This window comes from Aeribacillus sp. FSL K6-1305 (genome assembly GCF_038050115.1).
In the GTDB taxonomy this organism is placed as follows: Bacteria; Bacillota; Bacilli; order Bacillales; family Aeribacillaceae; genus Aeribacillus; species Aeribacillus composti.
The window spans coordinates 1,866,820-1,891,564 of sequence record NZ_JBBOQV010000001.1 but is presented as its reverse complement, the minus strand read 5'-3'; the positions used below and the strand labels follow the sequence as shown (position 1 = coordinate 1,891,564).

The 24,745-nt window shown below is 39.5% G+C and carries 18 protein-coding genes; 8 read left to right on the top strand and 10 right to left on the bottom strand.

Annotated elements, in window-relative coordinates; translation table 11 throughout:
• Positions 1-112 precede the first annotated feature (112 nt).
• On the top strand, positions 113-1,375 hold the full coding sequence (gene ltrA / locus NST97_RS09085) for a group II intron reverse transcriptase/maturase (protein WP_327848818.1): 1,263 nt from the start codon (positions 113-115) through the stop codon (positions 1,373-1,375).
• Between the two features lie 92 nt (positions 1,376-1,467).
• Here the strand turns inward: ltrA and NST97_RS09080 are convergent, their stop codons facing one another.
• The 3 genes from NST97_RS09080 to efeO are packed head-to-tail and all read right to left on the bottom strand — an operon-like array spanning position 1,468 to position 5,411.
• Entirely contained in the window at positions 1,468-3,225 is a 1,758-nt protein-coding gene (locus NST97_RS09080) for an FTR1 family protein (RefSeq protein WP_339197232.1), read from the bottom strand.
• 32 nt (positions 3,226-3,257) lie between these two features.
• Complete coding sequence (efeB, locus tag NST97_RS09075; protein ID WP_341343140.1) at positions 3,258-4,556, bottom strand: iron uptake transporter deferrochelatase/peroxidase subunit; 1,299 nt, start codon at positions 4,554-4,556, stop codon at positions 3,258-3,260.
• A 3-nt stretch (positions 4,557-4,559) separates the two neighbouring features.
• A complete protein-coding gene (gene efeO / locus NST97_RS09070; protein WP_341343139.1) occupies positions 4,560-5,411 on the bottom strand; it encodes an iron uptake system protein EfeO in 852 nt (283 codons plus the stop codon).
• Between the two features lie 542 nt (positions 5,412-5,953).
• Here efeO and NST97_RS09065 point away from each other — a divergent pair.
• The 4 genes from NST97_RS09065 to NST97_RS09050 all read left to right on the top strand — a co-directional run bounded on the left by NST97_RS09065 (position 5,954) and on the right by NST97_RS09050 (position 11,307).
• A complete protein-coding gene (locus NST97_RS09065; protein WP_341343138.1) occupies positions 5,954-7,804 on the top strand; it encodes a sigma-54-dependent Fis family transcriptional regulator in 1,851 nt (616 codons plus the stop codon).
• A 154-nt stretch (positions 7,805-7,958) separates the two neighbouring features.
• On the top strand, positions 7,959-8,951 hold the full coding sequence (locus tag NST97_RS09060; protein WP_063387224.1) for a thiamine pyrophosphate-dependent dehydrogenase E1 component subunit alpha: 993 nt from the start codon (positions 7,959-7,961) through the stop codon (positions 8,949-8,951).
• A 26-nt stretch (positions 8,952-8,977) separates the two neighbouring features.
• A complete protein-coding gene (locus NST97_RS09055; protein WP_063387225.1) occupies positions 8,978-10,012 on the top strand; it encodes an alpha-ketoacid dehydrogenase subunit beta in 1,035 nt (344 codons plus the stop codon).
• 77 nt (positions 10,013-10,089) lie between these two features.
• Positions 10,090-11,307: a dihydrolipoamide acetyltransferase family protein gene (locus NST97_RS09050; RefSeq protein ID WP_341343137.1), complete on the top strand. Its 1,218-nt coding sequence runs from the start codon at positions 10,090-10,092 to the stop codon at positions 11,305-11,307.
• Between the two features lie 151 nt (positions 11,308-11,458).
• On the opposite strand, the gene NST97_RS09045 is transcribed toward NST97_RS09050, so the two are convergent.
• The 6 genes from NST97_RS09045 to NST97_RS09020 form a co-directional block, all read right to left on the bottom strand.
• Entirely contained in the window at positions 11,459-12,901 is a 1,443-nt protein-coding gene (locus tag NST97_RS09045; RefSeq protein ID WP_063387227.1) for a sigma-54-dependent transcriptional regulator, read from the bottom strand.
• 18 nt (positions 12,902-12,919) lie between these two features.
• Positions 12,920-14,569 carry a GAF domain-containing sensor histidine kinase gene (locus tag NST97_RS09040; protein ID WP_144597045.1) on the bottom strand — a complete coding sequence of 550 codons (1,650 nt, stop codon included), beginning with the start codon at positions 14,567-14,569 and terminating at the stop codon, positions 12,920-12,922.
• Positions 14,570-14,571: 2 nt separating this feature from the next.
• Positions 14,572-15,720, bottom strand: coding sequence for an iron-containing alcohol dehydrogenase (locus tag NST97_RS09035; RefSeq protein WP_063387229.1), 1,149 nt, complete (start codon positions 15,718-15,720; stop codon positions 14,572-14,574).
• A gap of 259 nt (positions 15,721-15,979) precedes the next feature.
• On the bottom strand, positions 15,980-17,467 hold the full coding sequence (locus tag NST97_RS09030; protein WP_063387230.1) for an aldehyde dehydrogenase family protein: 1,488 nt from the start codon (positions 17,465-17,467) through the stop codon (positions 15,980-15,982).
• Positions 17,468-17,469: 2 nt separating this feature from the next.
• The gene (adhP, locus tag NST97_RS09025; RefSeq protein ID WP_063387231.1) at positions 17,470-18,489 is read right to left on the bottom strand and encodes an alcohol dehydrogenase AdhP; all 1,020 of its coding nucleotides are present in this window, start codon (positions 18,487-18,489) and stop codon (positions 17,470-17,472) included.
• Positions 18,490-18,788: 299 nt separating this feature from the next.
• Positions 18,789-20,438 (bottom strand): ribulokinase, encoded by a 1,650-nt coding sequence (locus tag NST97_RS09020; protein WP_339197223.1) that lies wholly within the window; start codon positions 20,436-20,438, stop codon positions 18,789-18,791.
• A gap of 207 nt (positions 20,439-20,645) precedes the next feature.
• On the opposite strand from NST97_RS09020, the gene NST97_RS09015 reads away from it, so the two are divergent.
• From NST97_RS09015 to NST97_RS09005, 3 genes are all read left to right on the top strand, one after another.
• Positions 20,646-21,734: an alcohol dehydrogenase catalytic domain-containing protein gene (locus tag NST97_RS09015; protein WP_339197220.1), complete on the top strand. Its 1,089-nt coding sequence runs from the start codon at positions 20,646-20,648 to the stop codon at positions 21,732-21,734.
• A 19-nt stretch (positions 21,735-21,753) separates the two neighbouring features.
• Complete coding sequence (locus tag NST97_RS09010; protein WP_339197217.1) at positions 21,754-22,992, top strand: MFS transporter; 1,239 nt, start codon at positions 21,754-21,756, stop codon at positions 22,990-22,992.
• 90 nt (positions 22,993-23,082) lie between these two features.
• The gene (locus NST97_RS09005) at positions 23,083-23,847 is read left to right on the top strand and encodes a DeoR/GlpR family DNA-binding transcription regulator (RefSeq protein WP_063387235.1); all 765 of its coding nucleotides are present in this window, start codon (positions 23,083-23,085) and stop codon (positions 23,845-23,847) included.
• A gap of 163 nt (positions 23,848-24,010) precedes the next feature.
• Here the strand turns inward: NST97_RS09005 and ssuE are convergent, their stop codons facing one another.
• On the bottom strand, positions 24,011-24,550 hold the full coding sequence (gene ssuE / locus NST97_RS09000) for an NADPH-dependent FMN reductase (RefSeq protein WP_117016930.1): 540 nt from the start codon (positions 24,548-24,550) through the stop codon (positions 24,011-24,013).
• Between the last annotated feature and the right edge of the window lie 195 nt (positions 24,551-24,745).

Below are 24,745 nucleotides of genomic sequence, written 5' to 3'. Positions count from 1 at the left end.
AACATAGTACCTCACTTGAGGGAGGAAGCGGTGAATCCCGCAGGGGTCCTCTTGGAGGGTGGAGTGAGCACTGGCATAAGAAGACCAGCTATTCACGGAAGGAAGAATAACGATGCTCTTGAAACGAATCCTGTCACGGGAGAATATGCTTTTAGCTTTACAAAGAGTAGAAAAGAATAAAGGTAGCCATGGAGTAGATATGATGCCCGTACAAAACCTACGTCAGCACATAGTCGAAAACTGGATATCCATTAAAGAAGCCATTCTCAAGGGTACCTATGAACCAATGCCTGTCCGACGAGTCGAAATCCCGAAACCCGATGGCGGTGTTCGGTTATTAGGTATTCCAACCGTGACAGACCGTTTGATTCAACAAGCAATAGCCCAAGTACTATCCAGGATATATGACCCTATGTTCTCCGAACATAGTTATGGGTTTCGTCCAAATCGAAGTGCCCATGACGCAGTAAGGAAAGCAAAAGGTTATATCAGGGATGGTTATAGATGGGTAGTGGACATGGATTTAGAAAAGTTCTTCGATCGAGTGAATCATGACAGGCTGATGAACACATTAGCCAAGACGATTAAAGAAAAGCCACTATTGAAGCTAATCCGCAAATATCTACAAGCTGGTGTCATGATTAATGGTGTGGTTTCAAGTACAGAACAAGGGACGCCGCAAGGTGGCCCTCTAAGCCCTCTACTTTCGAATATTGCACTAGATGAACTAGACAAAGAATTAGAGAAAAGAGGACATAAGTTTGTTCGTTATGCCGATGATTGCAATATTTATGTGAAGTCGAAACGAGCTGGGGAACGAACAATGGCTAGTGTTCAACGATTTATTGAGGGGAAACTACGTCTAAAGGTCAACGAGAAAAAATCGGCGGTTGACCGACCATGGAAACGGAAGTTTCTTGGATTTAGTTTTACATCTTCAGAAGAGCCAAAAGTTCGAATCGCCAGAGAGAGTATAAAACGAATGAAGAAAAAGGTACGAGAAATTACATCAAGAAAGATGCCATACCCAATGGAATATCGAATTGAGAAATTGAATCAATATTTAATTGGTTGGTGTGGATATTTTGCATTAGCAGACACAAAGAGTATCTTTGGAAAATTAGATAGCTGGATACGACGAAGACTCCGGATGTGTTTATGGAAAAGCTGGAAAAAGCCAAAAACCAGAATACGCAACCTCATAAAGTTAGGAGTTCCTAGCTGGAAAGCCTATGAATGGGGGAACAGTCGTAAAGGTTACTGGCGAATTTCAAAAAGTCCCATATTACACAAAACCCTTGGAAACCCCTATTGGAGTAACCAAGGGCTTAAAAGTCTACAAAAACGTTATGAATTCTTGCGTCATCTATCTTAATTGAACCGCCGTATACGGAACCGTACGTACGGTGGTGTGAGAGGACGGGGGTTAATCTCCCCCTCCTACTCGATTGAAGCTTTTAAGATCCTTTATTTTTCAACAACTGCCTTTTCATTTACAGCCGTTTTTTTCACATACATCGTTACGCCGATGATGATAAGAATAAGAAGCAGCTGCGGCACTACTGTTTCAATCGTCGGATAGAAACCGATTGGTTCAATATAAGGAACATTCGGCAATGAATGTGTTGGCAGCGTGTTTGCTATCTGCATGGCATGAATACTGATTCCGAGCATTTTGAATGATAATACATAAATAAGCAGCGTTGCGCCCATAAAGAACGGCCGGACGGGAATCGCTGAACTAAAGCGGATGATAATAAACCCGAGGATCACTAAGATCGCCATGGCGATAGCGATTCCTAAAATTAACTGGCTGATTTCCATCGACGGAGCCATTCCGGCATAGAAAATAATCGTTTCGGCACCTTCGCGAAAAATTGAGAGAAAACTTAGCAAGGCCATGGAAAACAAGCTTCCTTTTGCCAATGCGTGTCCGAGATGCTCTTTAATATATTGATTCCAGTGGGCGATATTTGACTTTTTGTGAAGCCAAGCGCCAACCGTCAGCATCATTACAACAGCAGTGATGCCGACGATTCCTTCGATCGATTCGCGGCTTCCGGCAACAGTTATTTTGGAGAAAAACATGTTCATGACAACAGCTAGAATAGCACTAGAAATGATGCCGCACAAAACGCCGATCCAAATCCAACCTTGTTTGTCGGCATGATTCGTTTTCTTCAAAAATGAAAGCAAACCGGCGATGATTAAAAGAGCTTCAAATCCCTCACGCAGTAAAATAAGCATAGCATCTATATACGTATAGCTTGTTTTGGCTGCGATGAGCTGAAGGGAATCATACAATTCACTAATCATCGTTTGAGCTTTTTCTACGTTTTTATTGTCAGACTGCAATAAACTGATTGCGGAGGGAATTTCAGTTTCCATGCGATTGTATAGGGAGTAGTCTTTTGTCCGAACCTCCCCTTCAACTACCGGCCATATAAGCAATATTTTGTTTAAATGTTCTGATGCCTCGGATGGGTTATGATCTTTTAGCGACTGTACGCTTTTTTCCAATAAATCTGTTACATCACTTAATGTGTATTCATTTCCAGCGGATTTTCCCGCATTTTTCCCGCTTAAAAAATTTTCAACAGAAGCTGTCAGATCCTTGAGGCTCTTTAAAGCCTTCTCTTGATCAGGCGGAGTTTGCGTCAGTGAAATTCTTAACAAAGCAAGCTGTGTTTCAATTTCGCCATACGAAACAACGCTTTCGGTACGAACAATGTTCTCGTTTGCCGTCCAAGTGGAAAGTAATTGCTGATATTTCATGGCCGCCTGATCAAAATTATTGTTTTGAATCATTTTTTCGATTTCATCAATAAATTGATACATCTGTTTTAGCTTTTCTTTTTCTTTTTGCGGATCTGTCGGATTTTGTTCTTCTTCGTACGAAGTAAGCGCTTTTGATAAAGCGGACAAATTTTCACTTATTTTCGTTGCATCTTTTTCAGATTGAGCAAGGGCGTTTTTCGCATTTTTTAACTGTTTATCGACTTCAGCTGTTTTTTTGCTATCAACAGCTTTTACTTCGTTCCATTGTTGTGAGAATTGTTCCAAATTGTCCTGTACGACATCCCAGTTCGCTTCCTTTGTTTTCATGATGGCATCGCCTATCAAAACATATAAATCATCAAGGTTCTCTGCGGCTACGGCTTTATTTGAGAAAATACCCATTGTGAAAAGAATTGCGAAGGCAATAAGCCCTAATTTTTTATACATCAGCTTCAACTCCTATGAAAGAGAGAAAGGGATTATGAAAATAACGTTTCTCCAATATATCCGCCTTTTTTTACTCCAGGAAGACAGGCAAATACAGCACTTCCTCGATGGACGATATATTCGTTTAATTCATCCATTTGCGAAAGCCGCTTTTGAATTGGGATAAATTGCTTGCTTATGCTGCGCTGAAAGCTGATAAACAATAATCCGGCATCAAATGTTCCTGTTTTTGCATCTATTCCATCCGCATATGAATAAGAACGGCGCAAAATTTTCTGTTTTCCGTCACCGTGAGCGACTCGAACATGGGCGGTCATTGGAATGTAGTATTCTCCGTTTTCATCCTTCTTTTCAAAATCCGGCGGATCGAACTCATTTTTTTGCCCAAGGTATGCACCTGAATCCCGGTATCTGCCAAACGTATTTTCTTGTTCCTTTAAAGTAGTCCGATCCCAAACTTCGATAAACATTTGAATCCGCCTTACTACTAAATACGTTCCGTTCACGAGCCAATCAGGTCCGTCACCGGGCTGCACCCAAACGTATTGATTCATTTCAGCAGAATTTTTCACATTTGGATTCACTGTTCCATCCTTAAAGCCAAATAAATTTCGCGGCGTTTCCTTTTTCGGACTCGCTTGCTTTGTACGCTGGAAGCCGGCCTGTGTCCAGCGAAGAACCGCTTTGCCGCGGGCAATTCTCGCTAAATTTCTAACCGCATGGAAGGCAACCTGCAAATCATCCGAGCATGCTTGAATACAAAGATCTCCGCCTGTCCACTGCTCTTCCAGTGAATCAAGCGGAAACTTCGGCAGTTCTTTTAGTTCATCCGGCTGCTTTTTTTGCAAACCAAATCTGTCCTTATTGTTTTTTGTAAAAAGCGTCGGGCCGACGCCGAAAGTAATGGTTAAATTTGACGCATTAAGTCCTGCAGCTTCCCCCGTATCATCTGGAGGAAGGTATTTATTATTAGCTGGATCTCCAACCGATTTGCCTTCTGTCATAGCTGCGGCAGCCTTCGTCCATTCTTTAAAAAGCTGAATAAGCTCGTTTCTGCCTTCAGCCGTCACGTCAAATGCAGCAAAATAAATGTGGTTTTGCACTTCAGTTGCAATGCCTGCCTGATGTTTTCCGTAAAACGGAACAACCGCATTTGTATTTTCTTTTTTTTGAGAGGTCGGCAACACGTCAGCCAATGCTAGCGCTCCACCAATGCCGGATGCACCGATTAGCACGCCGACTCCTCCGATGCCCGCAGCCTTCAACACATCTCGTCTTGATACGTTCTTGTTAAAGACAGATGTCGTTTCTTTTTTATCAGGTTCAGACATTGGTTATCCCTCCAGTACAACCCCTAGTTTAGAAAGAGGCTCTGCCAGTTCATTGATCGATTGGCTCAATTCTTTTACTTGATCCTTGGTTAGTTCAGTATATGAAATATACCCGTCGCCTTTTTTATATTTGTCAAGAAGTGCATAAACTGCTTGAAACCGCTGTTCGATTTCCTTAGCGAGCGCCTCATCCTTTTCCTTAAGGGCAGGGCTCATTAATTCATAAATCTTTTCAGCACCCTCAACATTGGCAGCAAAATCGTATAAATCTGTATGGGAATAACGATCCTCTTCCCCTGTAACTTTTGATGTTGAAACTTCATTTAAAAGGTCGACTGCGCCGGTGATCAAAAGATCGGGTGTCACATCAACAGTTTCAACTTTTGCGCGCAAAAGCTTCACATCTTTTATAAGCTGCTCAGCATATTTTTCATAGCCTTTCGTCGTATTTTCAACCCAGAGTCCCTTTTCAATCCGGTGATAACCTCCCCACTCTGCATCAGGGACATCACCTTCACGAGCGTCAATTTTCGGATCGAGTTCTGCAAACGCTTCAGCAATTGGTTCAGAACGCTCATAGTGCATGCGAGCCGGCGCATAAAGTTCTTTTGCTTTTTCCACATCCCCAGCGATCACTGCATTGGCAAACTCTTCTGTCTTTTTAACAAATTCATCTATTTCAGCGATCGCAAACGTGCGATAATCTGTAGATATTTGATTTAAATCAACTTGGGAGCTTTCTTTCGCTGTCTCTTTTTTTGCCGGTTCCGTTGTTGAACTTTCATTTGATTGGGAACAGCTAAACAACAAACTGCTTGATAAAAATAATATGACAGGCAATTTATAGCGCTTCATGCAATCAACAACCCCTCAAATTAATGATTTTCATTCTCAATTATATTGGGAATGAAAATCAACTTCAATAGTTTTTTCCTGTTACTAGAACTTAAAGGTGAAAATTGTATGTCAATATTGCTCGCTAGATAAGCCTATACGTTTTACTGCATGAAAATATTGAATGACTAACATCCTCGAAATGCAAATGTTAAGATACTTCCAGAATTTCAGTCTTTCAGTCTTTCAGTTTCATATATTTGATTATGACGAAAAACCATTTAATCAATGTTTGGTCAACACAACGTTTCATTGTTTTCACCGCATCATAATAATCTGATTTTGACAATGAAAAGTTCCATGGCTGTCGCTTGGATCGTTTTCATTTTCACGATGACCTATGAAGCGTTTATCTAAAAAACTTTTCCAGACAAGTCGCTATCTAAAATAAAAAACTGTTCAGCAGTAAAAGCTTTAATTCAACGATTAGCGTATTTCAAAAGGAATTTTGCATAAAAAGTCGAATGTTCATATTGGTGGAAAATGTGGGAAGGAGGAGAAAAATGAGTATCGTTGATCCTTTGAAACACGAAATTTGGCGCCGTTTTGTTCGGGAGGGAGTATTGGATCATGGGAGGATGAATAAAAGAATTGAAGAGTCATGGTATATTTGCCGCCGACAAAATGTCGATCCTTATGATGGAAAAGGAAGGATTGTGCTCGATTCGCAGCTGTTGACGGAAAGAAGGAAAAAGAATCAAAGATTGCTTCAAATTGCTGCTCCGATATTAGGACATTTGGAAAAAGTGTTTCAAGAAACGAAATCAATTCTTCTTCTCGCTGATAGTAACGGATACGTTTTGTATATGAACGGCCATAAACAGGCCATGAACAAGGCAGAAACAATCAATTTTATTGAGGGGGTGAAGTGGACTGAAGATGAGGTGGGGACGAACGCAATTGGAACAACATTGAGGATTCGTGAACCTATTACGGTTACTGGGTTAGAGCATTACTCTCTTGCTTCTCAGCAGTGGGTATGTTCAGCCACGCCGATCTATGACGAAAAAAAAGAACTTGTCGGAATTATCGACTTATCTTACCCCATCGACTGCTCTCAATTTTCCAACCATGCCTTAGCCACTGTTGTCGCTGCAGCGTATACGATTGAACAACAATTTCACATGAGAAAAAAGGACGATATGTTGGAGTTGCTTAAATATTCATCGAAAGTGAAAAATCCTCATTTCCCTTCAATGATATGTGATGATCAAGGGAAGATTGTATGGATCAACCATTGTTTACGTTCTTTCTTCGCGAGCATGATGGATCAACCGCTTGAAGAAATTTGTGATAAAAATTGGCGAATCAAAACGAAGACTCCTATTTTTTCTTCCATTTACCATGATTTGATTGGCTATGAAGTTACCCTGCAGAAGACGAATTATCATGAAGCTTTTCCATTTCCTACAACAATTTATCACTTTGAAGGAGTAGTTGGAAAAAGCTTATCATTTCAAAATCTTTTAAAGATCTGTGAAAAAGTTGCAAAAACGGAGTCGACTGTTTGTATCATGGGAGAAACAGGAACAGGAAAAGAACTCATTGCTCGTTCGATTCATCAAAATAGTGTGAGAAAAAATGAGCCGTTTGTTGCAGTAAATTGCGGAGCTATTCCAAAGGAATTGATCGGCAGCGAGTTATTTGGTTACGTTGACGGGGCATTTACAGGAGCCAAACGGACGGGGCATAAAGGGAAATTTGTTCAGGCTGACGGCGGAACCATTTTTCTTGATGAAATCGGTGAAATACCGTCGGAAATGCAAGTAGCGCTTTTAAGAGTGCTTCAGGAAAAAGAAGTTGTACCGATTGGCGGGGAAAAGCCCGTTCCTGTTGATATAAGAGTCATAACTGCAACACATCGCAATTTATACAAATTAGTAAAGGAAGGAAAGCTGCGTGAAGATTTATTTTACCGCATTTATGTATGCACGCTTAACGTTCCGCCATTAAGAGAGCGTAAAGAAGATATCCCATTCTTTATTGAGTATTATTGTCAAAAAAATGATTGGCTCATTTCTTTTCCAGATGATGTCATACAGTTGTTTTCAGCTTATCACTGGCCCGGAAATATAAGGGAGCTGTTTAACGTGCTCGAGCGTATACGAGTGGAATATGGAGACCGTATTCCATCCATTTCCCACTTGAAATCCATGCTGATTGCTTGGGAGCAAGAACAGGAAAATTCCGAAACATTCCATAAAGGTAATTTGTCGTATCGGGATCAGCTAGAAAGAGAACGCATTCTAAATATGTTGAAGAAAACAAATGGAAATATTGGTGAGGCGGCTGCTGCGTTAAATATCTCTCGAAGTACACTGTATCGCAAATTAAAAAAATATAAATTGAGCTAATTTGCGACAAAACGATAAAAATTAGGACAAAATGAGATGAAAAAAATATTTTTTATAAAGCGCTTACAAAGAATGTTGATTTGTAAGCATTTTTTTATTGGCATGATAGTTGCAAATGAAAAAAGTGAAGCCAATCAAATAGGAGGTTATCTTTATGACGATTGCCAAATCAACATCTACTCCCATTACACAAGAAAAAGCAAAATGGATATTTCAGAAAATGCATGAAATTCGCCAGTTTGAGGACAAGGTTCATGAAATTTTCAGCAAAGGAGTGCTGCCTGGCTTTGTCCATTTATATGCTGGCGAGGAAGCGGTCGCTGTAGGAATTTGCGCGCATTTAGATGACAAAGATTATATCACAAGTACGCATCGCGGACATGGACATTGCATTGCCAAAGGCTGTGATTTGAACGGAATGATGTCTGAAATTTACGGAAAGGCAACAGGATTGTGCAACGGAAAAGGAGGATCGATGCATATTGCCGATGTTGAAAAAGGAATGCTTGGGGCCAACGGAATTGTCGGCGGGGGGTTCCCGCTAGCTGTTGGGGCAGGCCTGACAGCAAAATTGAAGAAGTCGGGAGCGGTTGCAGTTTGTTTTTTCGGAGACGGCGCGAACAATCATGGAACATTTCATGAAGGTATTAATCTTGCAGCTATATGGAAATTGCCTGTTGTTTTTGTGGCGGAAAACAACGGATATGCAGAAGCGACCCCATTTGAATATGCATCCAGCTGTAAAAACATTGCGGATCGGGCTCAGGCCTATAATATCCCGGGAGAAGTGGTCGACGGCAAAGATGTGGTAGCTGTATATGAGGCGGCAGAAAGAGCAGTTGCACGAGCTCGAAATGGAGAGGGCCCGACATTAATTGAATGTAAGACATATCGGAATTACGGACATTTTGAAGGTGACGCCCAGACTTACAAATCTGCGGAAGAAAAACAAAAGCATTTACAGGAGAATGATGCAATTGCAAAATTCCGCCATTACATTCTTTCCAATCAATTAATATCCGAACAAGAATTATTAAATATCGAACAACAGGTAACAAAAGCGGTTGAGGAGGCGGTACATTTTGCTGAAAAAAGCCCGTTTCCGTCTGCTGAGGATCTTTTAAAGGACGTTTATGTATCTTATTAAATCAAAGGAGTTAGGAGGAACGAAAAATGGCAAGAAAAATTTCTTTTTCTGGTGCGGTCAATGAAGCTATGAAGCTGGCAATGCGCAAAGATCAAAATGTTATTTTACTTGGAGAAGACGTTGCCGGAGGAGCGAATGTGGATCATTTGCAGGACGATGAAGCTTGGGGAGGAGTAATGGGGGTTACGAAAGGTCTAGTTCAAGAGTTTGGAAGAGAAAGAGTGTTGGATACGCCTATTGCGGAGGCCGGCTATATTGGTGCAGCAGTTACCGCCGCAGCAACAGGACTAAGACCGATTGCCGAATTAATGTTTAACGATTTTATCGGCAGCTGCTTAGATGAAGTTATGAACCAAGCGGCAAAACTTCGTTATATGTTCGGAGGCAAGGCGAAGGTGCCTGTAACGATACGAACAATGCACGGTGCCGGCTTTCGAGCGGCGGCGCAGCATTCCCAAAGCCTGTATGCCCTTTTTACCCATATACCCGGTTTAAAAGTCGTTGTTCCTTCTACACCGGCGGATGCGAAGGGACTGTTGCTTACCTCCATCTTTGACGATGATCCCGTTATCTTTTTTGAAGATAAAACACTTTATAACCTGAAAGGAGAAGTAGAGGAAGGATTTTATACGATCCCGTTTGGAAAAGCGGATATCAAGCGGGAAGGCAGCGATTTGACCATCGTAGCGATAGGGAAGCAAGTGCACACGGCCTTGAAGGCTGCCGACATATTAAAAACGAGAGGAGTCGAAACGGAGGTAATTGATCCGAGAACACTGTCCCCGCTTGATGAAGAAACGATTTTATCTTCTGTATCGAAGACAGGCCGGTTAATTGTCATTGATGAGGCAAATCCTCGCTGCAGTGCAGCTGCTGACATTTCCGCTCTTGTAGCAGATAAAGGATTTGATTATCTGGATGGACCAATTAAGCTGATTACGGCTCCGCATTGTCCGGTTCCTTTTTCGCCTGCGCTGGAGGATCTTTACTTGCCGACACCGGAAAAAGTGCTTAAGGCAGCGGCTGAAATAATTGGAGACGAAGCGATCGTGACCGCATAAAAAAAGCTGTGCGTGTTGATGCATGGAGACATCAACACGCATAGCATTTCTAGTATTCATCAAAGGAGAGATGAAACATGACAGTTGAAATTATCATGCCAAAGCTGGGAATGAGCATGGAAGAAGGAACGGTAGTAGAGTGGTTAAAGAAAAAGGGCGATCCAGTAAAAAAAGGAGAACCAGTTGTGGTGATCAGCTCTGATAAGATTGAAAAGGATATCGAAGCACCGCAAGATGGCGTGTTATTAGAGATTGCTGCCGAGCAGGATGAAACAGTGGAAGTAGGAAAAGCCATTGGCTATATCGGTCAAGAAGGGGAGGTAATCAACAACATAACGAACGATGCTGCCCAAGAAGTGGCGACAACCATTTTGAAAGAAGAAAGCTTATCTTCTCAAACAACAATTCGCGTTTCACCAGCCGCCCGAAAACTAGCACGTGAAGCCGGGATTGATTTGAGCAGTATTTCGGGTTCAGGGCCAAAAGGAAGAATTACAAGAGCGGACGTTGAAAAAGCGATTCAATCGAAAAAAGCATCCCCCCATTTAGAACCTGAACAAGAAGTAGTAATCTCGACAAATAAGCCGGCGGAAAAGCAAGAAGATATTGCAGTAAAAACTGTCACTGGCATGCGTAAAGTGATTGCATCAAGGATGTTTACAAGTCTGCATCAGACAGCACAGCTGACGATTCATATGAAAGCCGATGTGACCTCTTTATTTGAGCTGCAAGAAAAGATTAAAAGCGAACTGCAAGATGAGCAGAATTTAAAATTGACTATTACTGACTTTGTAGCCAAGGCGGTCATTCTGTCGCTGCGAAATCAAAAGCAAATGAACAGTTTGTATGAAAATGGGCAGATTCAAACGTATGATTCAGTGCATTTAGGCATTGCAGTTGCATTGGAGAACGGGCTCGTTGTGCCGGTTTTGCGCCATGCCGACAAGCTTTCCTTAAACGAAATTTCGAAAAATATCAAGGAACTAAGTAAGAAGGCAAGAGAAGGAAATTTAAGCAGCGAAGAAATGAGCGGCTCGACCTTTACGATCACCAGTTTAGGGGCTTACGGCGTTGAATTTTTCACCCCGATTTTGAATCCTCCGGAAGTGGGCATTCTCGGAGTAGGAACAGCTGCGGATACGGCAGTGTTTTCAGGAGATACCATTCAAAAGAGAAAAATTTTGCCGCTCAGCTTAACGTTTGACCATCAAGTAATTGATGGAGCTCCGGCAAGCCAATTTCTCGGGCTGGTGAAAAAATATTTAGAAAAGCCGTATCAGCTTTTATGGCTGTGAGTTTTCGGCTTTCAAGCTTGCTTGATTTTTTCACTATAAAAGTAATGCGTTAATAAAACAAGCGGATCTTTCATGATCCGCTTGTTTTAGCTTACGGGCAGCATTTAATTCTCATTCACAATAATTTTTATTTATTTAAAAAGTGCTTAATTTAAATTTTCCCTTTTTCATTAAGCAAATATCGTAGCTGCCGAGTTGTAATGTTTAGTGCTTCTGCTGTTTTTTTTCGATCTCCTGTATGTTTTTTAAGTGATTTGAGGACAAATGATCGGCCAATTTGTTTTTCTAATTCTTTAATGGAATCCAATACTTGTTCAAGGTCGATGTCATCTTGCTGCTTCCATAACGATAAAATATGTTTCGTCCAATTCGATAAATAAGCTTCTAAATCATCATGAACTGTGCTAGCTTTTGGAAATTTTGTTAGTTGGAAGCTGAAGCTGGTTTTTAATTTGTCGGGTAAATATTTTGGCGTAATTATGTCTGTCTCTCCATCTGCCAATGTTGCGGCTCTTTTGACAATGTTAAATAGCTCTCTTACATTTCCCGGCCAGTTATAGTTTTTCATTAGTTCAATGCTTTCATCTGAGAATGTAAGATGTGAAGCGTTTATCTTTTTTAGAAAATAATCCAAAAACAGCGGGAGATCTTCTATTCTGTTTCGCAGTGGGGGAATTCTTAATTTCACTACATCTAAACGATACAATAAATCTTCTCGAAACGTTTTTTCTTGGACAGCCTCGGCCAAATTTTTATTCGTGGCCGCAATGATCCGTGTATTCGTTTTACGGATCGATTCACCGCCTACTCTGAAATATTCCCCCGTCTCTAGTACTCTTAGCAGCTGTACTTGAATGGCCTGGCTTGCTTCACCAATTTCATCTAAAAACAGTGTACCGTTATTGGCTATTTCAAATATTCCTTTTTTCTGTTTAATGGCTCCAGTAAAAGCACCTTTTTCATGCCCGAATAATTCACTCTCCAATAACGTTTCGGAAACAGCTCCGCAATTTATTCGGACAAATGGTTGATCGTATCTTAAGCTCATGTTGTGAATAAAATGGGCAAGCACCTCTTTGCCTGTTCCTGTTTCTCCTTCAATTAATACATTTATGTTTTTCTTAGCAATTTTTTCCGCCAGCTTGACTAATTCATTCATCTTTTTATTGTTGCCGATAATAAATCCAATCGTATCGGCCAGTTTGTCGGTGTTTGCTGGTGAAGAAAATTTCTCGCTATTTAATAAATCTTCTAATGTTTTCTCTAATTGGCTTATATCATCGAACGGTTTTTCAATATAATCATTTGCACCATTCTTAATGGCCTCTACAGCCGTTTTCACTGTACTGTATCCTGTCATAATGACAGCTTTACAGGAAGGATGAGCTGTTTTTAATTGCTTAAGCAAATGAAGACCATCTGTACCAGGCAGCTTGACATCAATTAGTGCTAAATCAAAGGAATGGAGCGAAATTAAGTTGGAAAAATCTTCAGCATTCAAACCTACCTTTACATCATATCCTTTTTCTTCTAAAAGATGTCGAAAAAAGTTTCCTACTTCACGTTCGTCGTCTATTACTAGTACCTTTTTCATTGCAAATCATCTCCCTTTCTATTCGTGTCTAACTGGGAGCTTTAAAATAAATTCACTGCCTTCTCCGTATTTACTGTTCACGACAATTGTACCGCCGTGTGTTTCAGCGATCCCTAAACTAACGGACAACCCTAGTCCAGTGCCTTTTCCTGGACTTTTCGTGGTAAAAAAAGGATTAAATATTTCCTGCAAATGCTGGTTTTGAATTCCGATTCCATTATCTGTTATGGACAGTGTGATCCATTTTTTGTTGTCTTCAATTATTTCTTTTGTTTCAATCTTGATGATCTTCTTCGGTATATTTTTTTCTTCCAAGGCATCCTTTGCATTAATTAATAAGTTTAAAATGATCTGTCCGATTTGTTGAATATTTCCTTTCACATGATCTATATGCTCAGCCAGTTCTTTTTGAATGATGATATTTTGTTGCTTAAACTGGTCGCTAAAAATTCCTAATACTTGTTCCACCGCTTCATTGATAGAGCATTCTTCGAACACATATTCATCTTGACGCGAAAAAGTAAGTAAATTTTGGATAATGGATTTACACCTTTTTCCACATAAATATATGTCTGATAAAAGTTTGTAGGAGCGGTCGTCCTGTTTGAATGATCTTAATAAAAGCTGAGAATTGCCAAGGATAGCTGTTAAAGGGCTGTTCAGTTCATGTGCGATTCCGGCTGCCATTTCTCCAATAGCCGCTAATTTTCCAGACTGAATTAGTTGAGCCTCCATCTTTCGTTTTTCTGTAATATCGATAATGTAGATGATATATGAATAAACCTCATGGCTCCTATTAAAGATCGGAAATGAGCGGAATTCAAAGACGTGATTTTTTAAATGAAACTCATCAATAATATTTTCTTTGACTGAGAGATATTTTTCCTGAGTAGCTTCCTTTTTATCGATTTCTAATAACTTGTGTATATTCTGTCCGATAAGATCGGTTTTAAAATATTCTTTTGCAGAATCATTCGATTTTAATATATTTCCTTCTAAATCTGTAATAAACATCATATCTGATACCGCACGAAACGTTTCTTCCCATTCTTTTTTGGCTGTTAAGACTTTATGATAAAGACGGACATTTTCGATGCAAACGGCAATTTGATCGGATAGCTGCTGAAAAAACGCAAGGTCCGATTCATCGAAATGATTGATTTTTTTGCTTCCAATGCTTAAAAGACCGATAGCCGCTTCTTTGCTTACGAGGGGAATGACTAAGGCGCTTTGAATACCTAATGATTGATACGCCTTTTTTTCAATGAAATAATGAAGATCATTATTCATTTGGTAAAAAATTTTTTGTGACGACTCAATTGCCTGCCAATATAAAGAATCTTTTTTTGGAAAAACAAATCCAATAGGAAAATATAAAGAATTGGGAGGATATACATTTGTTAGCGTCAGCTTATCATGTTCATATAAAGATAAACTGATTCGTTCAAGCGGAAAAAAAACTTTTAGCTTTTCAAATATATTTTTCAGCATTTCATCTATTGACATATCGATATTGAAGCTTCTATTTACCTCATTTATCACCTCTAGCTGCATGTTTTTCTTTTTGAGCTCTTCAACCATGATTTTCAATTCATTATAGTAGCTTTTTTTAGAAGACTGGACACCAGTCAGCTTGCTGATCATTTCTTCCCGATCTTTTAGCAACATTTCTACCAAGCCTTTCTGAAAAGTTCTTCAATAATTTCGACAGTGACATCCCTTGGATTTGTGATCATACATGCATCATTTAAAGCAGTTAAGCTCATTTGAGGAATTTCTTCTTTTTTTACATGAATTTCAGAAAGCCTTTGCGGAGCTCCAACATCTTGAATTAATTCCTTCACAAGGTCAATCGCCTTTTTGGCTGCTTCCATTTTCGATATGTCGCAATCATTTAATCCAAGGAGATACGCAATATCTGCAAATTTTTGAGGATTTGCTAAATAATTAAATTCCATGACATGAGGCAATAAAATAGAATTCACATCGCCGTGCAAAATAGGATATCTGCCACCAACTGCATGAGACATGGCATGAACAGCTCCTAAAATGGCATTGGAAAAGGCAATTCCAGCTTGTAAACTTGCCATTGCCATATTGGTTTTCGCCTCTTTATTTAATTTAGAGGCGACAGAAGGCCGTAAATATTTAGCGACAAGCGATATAGAATTTTTGGCATGAACATCAGTTAGCGGTGTTGCGGCCAAACTAATATACGATTCAATCCCATGTGTTAAAACGTCGATTCCTGTTGAAGCAGTTAAATGGGAACTTTTTGTCACGAGTGTTTCAGGGTCAATAATAGCAATATCAGGTATTAACGATTTTGAAATAATGGTCATCTTTTTCTGTTTTTCTGTATTTAAAATAATAGAAAATTGTGAAACCTCTGATCCCGAGCCGGCTGTAGTAGGAATCATGATTTGAGGCGGGAGGGGATGCTTAATTTTGTCGACGCCTTCATAATCATGAATGACTCCGCCATTTGTTGCTAACAGAGCAATAGCTTTGGCTGCATCAATAGCGCTGCCTCCGCCAATCCCGATCACCGAATCGCATCCATATTTAAGATATATATTTCGCCCTTTATCCACTTCTGTATCCTTTGGATTAACCGTAATATCAATGAATGTCTCGTATTTTAAACCGGCTTTGACGCAGCTATCAATGACTACATCCAGCCAGCCGGCCTCCGAAATACCGCGATCACTGACGATGAGCACATTGGATGCGCCCAAACGTAAACAGCAGTTGCCGACTTCAGAAATGGAACCGTTTCCGAATATTATCTCCGGCATGACAAATTTATGAATGTTCATTATGTCCCCCCTTTAACATTGACAGTTTTTCCATAAATACATAATTCCATATAAAAATAAAAAAATCCTTTTAATATGTAAAAGGTAAACAAAATATGTAAGTGGCAAGCAACAATTCATTGCTTACCACAACATATTGAAAGTAGCCGGCATCCGCCAGCTACTTTCAGACAAAAATACGAAATCAAGTAGAGAAAAACGATTTGTTTTTCTCTACTTGAATTATTTAGGGGCCTATCGAGCACTCCCCTATTTTGTATTAATTCTGGGCAATCCAGACGCTTTTCACTTCTGTATAGTTGTCTAATGCATAGGATCCCATTTCTCTTCCTATGCCGGATTCTTTATATCCGCCGAACGGACTTGCAGCGTCAAAGACGTTGTAACAGTTTACCCAAACTGTTCCAGCACGGAGCTTGTTAGCAATGTAATGAGCTTTTGTAACATCGCGCGTCCAAACGCCTGCTGCTAATCCATAATTTGTATCGTTTGCACGTTCAATCAACTCATCTATATCTTCATATGGCAAAGCGGCGATTACCGGTCCGAATATTTCTTCTTTTGAAATGGTCATAGAATCTTCAACGTTGGCAAAAATAGTCGGCTCTACAAAATACCCTTGTTCGGAAGGTTTTTGTCCTCCTGTTAAAAGTTCAGCACCTTCTTCCAGCCCTTTTTCAATATATCCAAGGACTCGGTTTTGCTGCTCGGAAGAAACAAGCGGTCCCATTTCTGTATCTGCTTTTAGTCCAAATCCTTGTTTAATAGATTTTGCATGGGATACCATATCAGCCACAACATTGTCATACTGTTTCTTCTGAATGAAGACGCGGCTGCCTGCACAACAAACTTGTCCTTGGTTGAACATGACGCCATTTAAAGCACCCGGAATTGCTTTTGAAAAATCAGCATCAGGCAAAATGATGTTCGGTGATTTACCGCCTAGTTCTAACGTAACGCGTTTAAGAGATTTCGAAGCGTTTGCCATAATTAATTTTCCGACTTCAGTTGAACCTGTGAAGGCAATTTTATCAACTTGTGGATGTTTGACTAATGCATCACCTGCTGTTTCACCAAATCCGGGAACAATATTGACAACACCGGCAGGAAAACCGGCTTCTTCAATAAGTTCAGCTAAATATAAAGCTGAAAGAGGTGTTTGTTCAGCTGGCTTTAATACAACTGTACAACCGGTTGCAAGCGCGGCGCCAAGCTTCCACATTGCCATGAGCAATGGAAAGTTCCAAGGAATAATTTGCCCTACGACGCCAACTGGTTCATGACGTGTATAGTTAAAATACGGTCCATTGACTGGAATTGTTTGTCCGACAATTTTCGTAGACCATCCAGCATAATAACGCATGTGTTCAATTGCCAACGGTACGTCGGCATTGATTGTTTCACGAATTGGTTTCCCATTATCCAATGTTTCTAGCTGAGCCAGTTCTTCTTTATTTTCCTCCATTAAATCCGCCAGTTTATACATGAGCCTGCTTCTTTCTGCTGCGCTCATTCTTGACCACGGTCCACGGTCAAACGCTTCTCTGGCTGCCTTCACAGCGCGGTCGATATCTTCAGCATCTCCTTCATAAACTGTTGCCAATCTTTCTCCCGTTGCAGGGTTAGGAGTGTCAAATGTTTTTCCTGAAGCGCTTTCAACAAAGCTGCCGTTTATATACATTTTTTTCTTACCGGATAAAAACTTTTCAACTTTTTCTTTTAATTTAGGGGCTGCAATTGAGCTCATCATCAATCCTCCTTCAATTTTAGTACGATACGACCGTTGATTTTTCCTTTTTCCATTCTTTCAAATACTTCATTTATTTCTTCTAATTCAGCGGTTTCAACAATTGGACGGACTTTTCCGCGAGCAGCAAAATCTAATGCTTCCTGCATGTCCTTTCTTGTACCGACGATGGAACCTTTAACGGAAACGCCGTTTAATACTGTATCGAAGATCGGAATAGGCAGATCAGCATTTGGCAGACCGACAACAACTAATGTGCCTCCCCGTTTCACTGACTGATAGGCCTGTTCAAATGCTTTTTTATTCACCGCTACACTAATAGCAGCATGAACACCGCCTACTTGATCATGTATCGCTTTGACAGGATCTTCTTTTAAACCGTTGATTGCAATATCTGCACCTAAATCTTTGGCTAATTTTGATTTTTCATCACTGATATCAACAGCTACCACATTAAGTCCCATCGCTTTGGCGTATTGTAATGCAATATGACCAAGTCCTCCAATACCGTAAATGGCCACCCATTCACCTGGCCGAGCACCTGATACTTTCAACGCTTTATATGTCGTTACGCCTGCACATAAAATTGGCGCTACTTCAACTGGATCTAAGTTATCAGGAATTTTCGCCACATAATCTGCGGGAGCTTTACAGTATTCCGCATATCCGCCATCAACGGAATATCCGCCATTCAATTGATGCGGGCAAAGTGTTTCTTGACCAGTTAAACAATATTCACATTCACCACATGCAGAATATAACCATGGGATGCCGACGCGATCTCCCACTTTTATTGATTTAACTCCCTTTGCGACTTCTACAACAATTCCGACTCCTTCATGCCCCGGAATTAACGGCAATTTCGGTTTAACCGGCCAGTCACCATGGGCTGCATGTAAATCCGTATGGCACACACCGCATGCTTCGATCTTAACTAAAACTTCACCTTCCTCTAGTTTTGGTCTTTCCACCTCTTTGATTTCAAGTGCTTTTTTAAATTCGTTAACTACTGCTGCTTTCACTCAAAACAACCCCTTTCATTTTTTTTTTCGACTTTATATCATGCAAGAACCGTACCAAATTTGAAAGCGCTTAATTTGCGGAATATTAGAAAAATACAAAATAGATTTTTGCCGAATTTTTGGCAGACTTGAACAAAATATTGGCAGAATTGTTGCGTGAAAAGAAAAAGCAGGTTGTTCCAATGGGAAACCTGCTAAAAATATAGTGTTCAGTTTTTGCTCAAGCATGAATGATCATATTGCTTTCGGCACTGACGATATGCTTCCATGCAGATATTTTTTGGGGCGACATGTTCGGATTAAAGAGATTTTAAATCCTTCATCCAACTTTTTTTCGTAATTCCGAAATAATTGTGTAATTGCTGATATATTTGAAATAATTTTTTATATTTTTCTACATGGCTGAGAATTGGTTTGTAAGTTTTCAAAATTGGCTGTTTCATCTTTTCAACAGCCTCTTCTACGCTATCATATCCTCCATTTTCCTTGCCAGCTGCAACAGAGCCAAGAATGGCAGCGCCAACTGCAGGGGTATAATCGCTGGCTGAAACAATAATCTCTTTATTTAAAACGTCTGCATATATTTGCATGAGTAAATCATTTTTTTGGGGCAAACCACCGCAAGCAAATATTTCATTAATTTTTAATCCTGCTTGTTCATAATTTGAAATAATCATTTTTGCGCCAAATGCTGTAGCTTCCATATATGCTCTATAGATATCCTCAGGTTTGGAAGCTAGGGTCAGTCCTACAATCATTCCTGAAAGATCTGCATCTGAAAGTATAGATCGGTTTCCATTATGCCAATCTAATGCAATGAGACCAGATTGACCAGGCTCTAGGTGAGATGCCTTTTTTTCCAGTAAATCAAATACTGAAATTCCTTGTTCTTTCGCTTCTTTCATCAATGATTCCGGAACTTGTTTTGCAAACCAGCCAAATAAATCGCCTACAGCGGATTGTCCGGCTTCGTATGCATATAATCTTGGGATAATAGAATTTTTTACTACTCCCGAAATACCCGGTATATGAATTTCTTTTTTGCTCAGCATAATATGGCAAGTGGACGTCCCCATTACCATTGTCAATTGATGCGGTTTGGATGAACCGACTCCTAATACTGCGGAATGAGCATCGATAATGGCAACGGCGACAGGCAGATTTTTCGGCAATCCTAAAAGACTTGACATTTCATCAGTGAGGACCCCAGCTTTTTCACCAATATATCCAATTTTACCTTTTAACTTTGAAGAAACAATGTTTTTAAATTCAGGATGGAGCTTTTCGAAAAATTGCACGGGAAAACCGCTGTTTTCATTCCAAAAAGCTTTGAAGCCTAACGAGCAATTGCTTCTGACAACTTTCCCTGTTAACTGTGAAACAATCCAATCTCCTGCTTCCAAAAATAAGCTAGCTTTTTCATACACTTCACGATCTTTGCAAAAAACTTCATAGCATTTTGGGATAAACCATTCTGTTGAAATGTTGTAGCCGTAATTTTTTAGCCAGCTTTCTTTATGTGAAGAAGCTAATTTGAACATTTCTTCTGTTTCTTTTTTCGGCCCATGATGCTTCCATAATTTTACCCACGCATGGGGATTGTTTTGAAATTCCTTGTGAAAACATAATGGTTTTCCTTTTTCATCTACTGCGACCATAGTAGATGAGGTGAAATCAATGCCAATACCAATAATTTGTGAAGAGCTGATATTTGCATCTTTTATAGCATGAGGAATTCCTTTCATAATGACTTCTAAATAGTCGCCCGGATGCTGAAGAGCATAATCTCTGGGTAATCTCGTCCCATCGTTCGTCGGAAGCATCTCTGTAATCACTCCATGCGCATATGGAATGACACATTGTCCTTTAATAGATCCATCGTCAATGTTTACTATTAAAACTCTCCCAGATTCAGTACCGAAATCAATTCCAATAGTATATTTTTCCATACCAACCACTCCATGAAAATGCTTTCATTGTACTGATTATATTAAACTAATAAAATAAAATTTACAAGCATAAAATTAATATAATCGAGCAAAAATAAACATATTTTTGTTCATTTATATTGACAATTTAAACAGTATCGGATTATATTCATTATAAACAATCAAAAATAAGCAAGAAAGAACATAAATGAACATGGAGGATTAAGGATGACAGATGTGATTTATTCAAAGGCTTATAGGTTAATAGAGCCTGGAAAATTTAAAGAAACAGTTATTGAACATAAAGTAAAGGAAGGTGAAGTTGTCGTCCAGCCTATTTTAGCCAGTATTTGTCATGCAGACTTAAGATACTATACCGGCAAAAGAAGAAAAGAAGCTCTTAACCAAAAGCTTCCGATGGCATTATTTCATGAAGGGATTGGAGAAGTAGTCATTTCAAAAGATGAGTTTATACAAGTTGGACAAAAGGTTGCAATTGTGCCAAGCATCCCTGGTTACAGACTAGAGCAAAAGAAAAAAGAAGATTGTTGTGAATCCTGCAGGAGAAATGTCGCAGATAACTATTGTAAAACTGGAGTGTTTTTAGGAAGCGGATATGACGGCATTGGTCAGGAGTTTTTAGTATTGCCAAGCGAAAATGTTGTACCAATTCCAGAAAAGCTGAAAGATGAGATTGCTGTATTAGCAGAGTTATGCTCAGTTTCACTGCATGCACTGAATCATTTGAAAGAAGAAGATTTTCATAAAGGGAAAATTGCTGTGTTCGGCGATGGACCAGTAGGATATTTAACAGCCGCAATGCTATATCATTATTTTCATATTCCTAAAAGCCAGCTATTAGTGTTTGGAGCAGTGGAAGAAAAACTGAATCAGTTTGATTTTGCCACTGTACACTTAGTTAACGATTTTCCTTTTTTAGAAGCTAAAGGGGTGACAGTTGCAATTGAATGCACAGGTGGCAAGTTTAGCGAAAGCGCTATCAACCAAGCGATTGATTTATTGGAGCCTGAAGGCAAATTGATTTTAATGGGGGTGACAGAGCAGCGTGTACCAATTAATACAAGAGATGTATTAGAAAAAGGGTTGCAGCTTTACGGAAGTTCCAGAAGTTCAAGTGAAGATTTTAAAACTTTGATGCAAGCATTTCTAAATGAAGATTATCAGAAAACTCTCTCTAAGTTGATACCGGAAAAAAGCATAGCAATCCGAAACGCAGAAGATTTAAAAAAGGCAATGGATGAAGCTGCTGAACATAAAGGGTGGAAAAAAACATATTTATCTTTTTCATGGAACTAAATAAAAGGGGTGTAAAATAATGACACAAGTAACTGGAGTGAAATGGACTGAAAAATTAGGTATACCTTCTTCGATTGCATGGGGTTATTTAGGGATTTTAATTTTCATGATGGGAGATGGACTGGAAATTGGCTGGCTAAGTCCTTGGTTAATTGATCAAGGATTTACAGTTCAGCAAACTAGCCTATTGTTTTCGGCTTATGGGGTGACAGTCGCTGTTTCTTCGTGGCTGTCCGGAGTATTAGTTGAAGCGCTTGGTACAAAAAGAACGATGTGGCTAGGGGTGTTATTTTATATACTGGGAACAATTGGATTTTTAAGTTTTGGGCTGCCGAATTTTAATATTTGGTGGATGGTTCCGTTTTATGCATTAAGGGGCTTGGGATACCCGCTGTTTGCATACTCTTTCCTAGTATGGATTGCTTACCGTGCCGATCAGGAGCGTCTCGGAACAGCAGTCGGCTGGTTTTGGTTTGTATTTACAGGAGGTTTAAATGTTTTAGGGGCTTATTATTCCGTAGTTGCAATCAAATTATTTGGGCACTATACTACGTTGTGGTCATCAATCTTTTGGGTCGTATTAGGGGCGATAATCGCATTAATAATTAATAAAGACAAATTAGAACCAAAACAAGGAAGTTCTGCAAAAGAAAAATTATATGAGCTAATAAAAGGTGTCACAATTGTCAAGGAAGAGCCGAAAGTATTATTAGGCGGCATTGTTCGTGTCATTAATACTACTGCGCAGTTTGCATTTCCTGTTTTTTTGCCTACTTATCTTGCTGGACACGGAATTCCAACATCTACATGGTTGGCTATTTGGGGGACAATTTTTACAAGCAATATTTTATTTAATCTATTTTTTGGATATATAGGGGATAAAATTGGCTGGCGCAATACCATCATGTATTTTGGCGGTATTGGCTGCGGAGTTACTACTTTAGCTATATATTATTTTCCAGAGTGGTTTAATGGTAATATTTGGATTGTTGGCTTAGTAGCCATTTTATGGGGCGGATTGTTAGCGGGATATGTTCCGTTGTCTGCTTTAGTACCTTCGTTGGTGAAAGAGGACAAAGGAGCTGCAATGTCTGTTCTAAATTTAGGCGCTGGCTTGCCTGTTTTTGTTGGTCCTGCTATCGTTGGCCTGTTAATTGGTTCAATAGGAAATGCAGGAGTTATTTGGGTGCTGGCAATACTTTATTTTGTAAGCGCTCTATTAACCAAATTTATTACATTGCCTGAAGAAACGAAATAACAAGAGCTGAAAAAACATAGTCGATTGAATTCCTAATGAAAAGAGAATAATATAAGAATAGAAAAATTTAAATTGTTAGGAAGTTCGACTATGTTAGCTCTTGAAAGGCAAAAAAAAATAGTAGAATACGTAAAGGAAAAGAAAATTGCTACTGTGGCTGAATTGGCTGTATATTTTAATGTCCATGAGGCAACGATTCGAAGAGATTTGTCGCTATTAGAATCAGAGGGGAAATTGAGAAGGACCCATGGCGGCGTTGTCATTGAGGAAGATAAAGTAAAATCGGAGCCGTCTTTTCAGGATCGGGAAACCGTTCAGTTCGAGGAAAAACGAAGAATTGGCATGCGTGCTGCACAGTTTATACAAGATGGCGAAAATATTATACTAGACTCAGGAACAACGACCGTTCATATTGCTGAAGCGATATTAGATAGAAAAAACATAACAGTAATTACAAACGATATAAATGTTGCGGCAAAGTTGCGTTTTTCAAATGGGATTAAAGTTATTGTAACAGGTGGCACGCTATATCCGGAAAGCTATATGTTAAATGGACTCATTGCTGATGAAGTGTTAGGCAATCTCCATGTGGACAAAGCATTCATCGGAACGCCAGCCCTTCATCACAAATTTGGCCTTACTCATTTTGATGAACAGATTGCTGCAACGAAGCGTTCTATGATAAAAGCTGCGAAGAGCGTCTATGTTGTAACGGATCATACGAAAGTAGGAAGGATTGCTTTGCATACTGTTGCCAGTCCAAATCAAATTGATGCGGTAATTATAGGCTCTGAATTAAGTGAGATTGAAATCAAAAAATGGGAAAATAGTGGCGTTAATCTTCATCTTGTATAAAGAAAAATTCAATATTTTACTCAAAATGCTTTCATTTTTTATTAACAATAATAATGAAAAAAGCAGATTGCACCGTACGGGCAGTCTGCTTTTAATTTACTATCGGCAATTTTGCGAAATCAAGAACGAACAAAAAAACCTCTGAGTTTTGATTAGGAGCTGATCATGCTTTTTGTCCATTTAAAGCATTCGCAAATTCCTCTACTGCTGCGTCCAATCTTTGCACCAGCTCTTCAGACAAGCTGTATTGTTCATTTTCTTCTCTGGTTACCCAGGCATCAACGGCATAAACGCCTCCTAGAATATATCTGCCTCCCATTGTGGATAACACTGGTTTTAGCGCATAATCTATAGATAGAAGGTGAGCCAATGTGCCACCGATAAACAACGGAAGTATTGTTTTGCCCAAAAGCCCTTTTTGCGGAAGTAGGTCAAGGTATGTTTTCAATACGCCTGTATAAGCTGCTTTATACACTGGGCTTGCGATGATAATTCCGTCAGCTTGTTCCACTTTTTGGTTGGCGTTCAGAATCGCCTCGCTGTCAAATTTTGCTTTGATTAAATCTTCCGCAGGCAGCTGTGCTACTTGAATGTAATCAATCTCAATTCCTTTTTGCTGCAATTGCTGTTCAGCATATTGGATTAATCCATTTAATCTTGATGATGGAAACGGACTTCCATTGATAATTACAACTTTGCTCATTTACTACTATGCTCCTTTCTACGATTCTAAAAAAACATATAAATCTTATTGAAATAGTTCGCTTTATGCTATCATCATTTTTATATTCTGTCAATATATGGAGGCTCTTAGCTGTTATTCTAATAGCCTTTAATTTGAGCATAAATCAAGAGAAAATAAGAAGCAACTTTAAGCTCTTGGAGATTTAGCTTTTTC

Coding starts and splice junctions, on each gene's coding strand:
- ltrA (WP_327848818.1), top strand. CDS start 113: ATGCTCTTGAAACGAATCCTGTCACGGGAGAATATGCTTTTAGCTTTA.
- NST97_RS09010 (WP_339197217.1), top strand. CDS start 21,754: ATGACACAAGTAACTGGAGTGAAATGGACTGAAAAATTAGGTATACCT.
- NST97_RS09050 (WP_341343137.1), top strand. CDS start 10,090: ATGACAGTTGAAATTATCATGCCAAAGCTGGGAATGAGCATGGAAGAA.
- efeO (WP_341343139.1), bottom strand. CDS start 5,411: ATGAAGCGCTATAAATTGCCTGTCATATTATTTTTATCAAGCAGTTTG.
- NST97_RS09015 (WP_339197220.1), top strand. CDS start 20,646: ATGACAGATGTGATTTATTCAAAGGCTTATAGGTTAATAGAGCCTGGA.
- NST97_RS09020 (WP_339197223.1), bottom strand. CDS start 20,438: ATGGAAAAATATACTATTGGAATTGATTTCGGTACTGAATCTGGGAGA.
- NST97_RS09065 (WP_341343138.1), top strand. CDS start 5,954: ATGAGTATCGTTGATCCTTTGAAACACGAAATTTGGCGCCGTTTTGTT.
- NST97_RS09080 (WP_339197232.1), bottom strand. CDS start 3,225: ATGTATAAAAAATTAGGGCTTATTGCCTTCGCAATTCTTTTCACAATG.
- NST97_RS09030 (WP_063387230.1), bottom strand. CDS start 17,467: ATGAGCTCAATTGCAGCCCCTAAATTAAAAGAAAAAGTTGAAAAGTTT.
- NST97_RS09040 (WP_144597045.1), bottom strand. CDS start 14,569: ATGTTGCTAAAAGATCGGGAAGAAATGATCAGCAAGCTGACTGGTGTC.
- ssuE (WP_117016930.1), bottom strand. CDS start 24,550: ATGAGCAAAGTTGTAATTATCAATGGAAGTCCGTTTCCATCATCAAGA.
- NST97_RS09045 (WP_063387227.1), bottom strand. CDS start 12,901: ATGAAAAAGGTACTAGTAATAGACGACGAACGTGAAGTAGGAAACTTT.
- NST97_RS09055 (WP_063387225.1), top strand. CDS start 8,978: ATGGCAAGAAAAATTTCTTTTTCTGGTGCGGTCAATGAAGCTATGAAG.
- NST97_RS09005 (WP_063387235.1), top strand. CDS start 23,083: ATGTTAGCTCTTGAAAGGCAAAAAAAAATAGTAGAATACGTAAAGGAA.
- efeB (WP_341343140.1), bottom strand. CDS start 4,556: ATGTCTGAACCTGATAAAAAAGAAACGACATCTGTCTTTAACAAGAAC.
- NST97_RS09060 (WP_063387224.1), top strand. CDS start 7,959: ATGACGATTGCCAAATCAACATCTACTCCCATTACACAAGAAAAAGCA.
- NST97_RS09035 (WP_063387229.1), bottom strand. CDS start 15,720: ATGAACATTCATAAATTTGTCATGCCGGAGATAATATTCGGAAACGGT.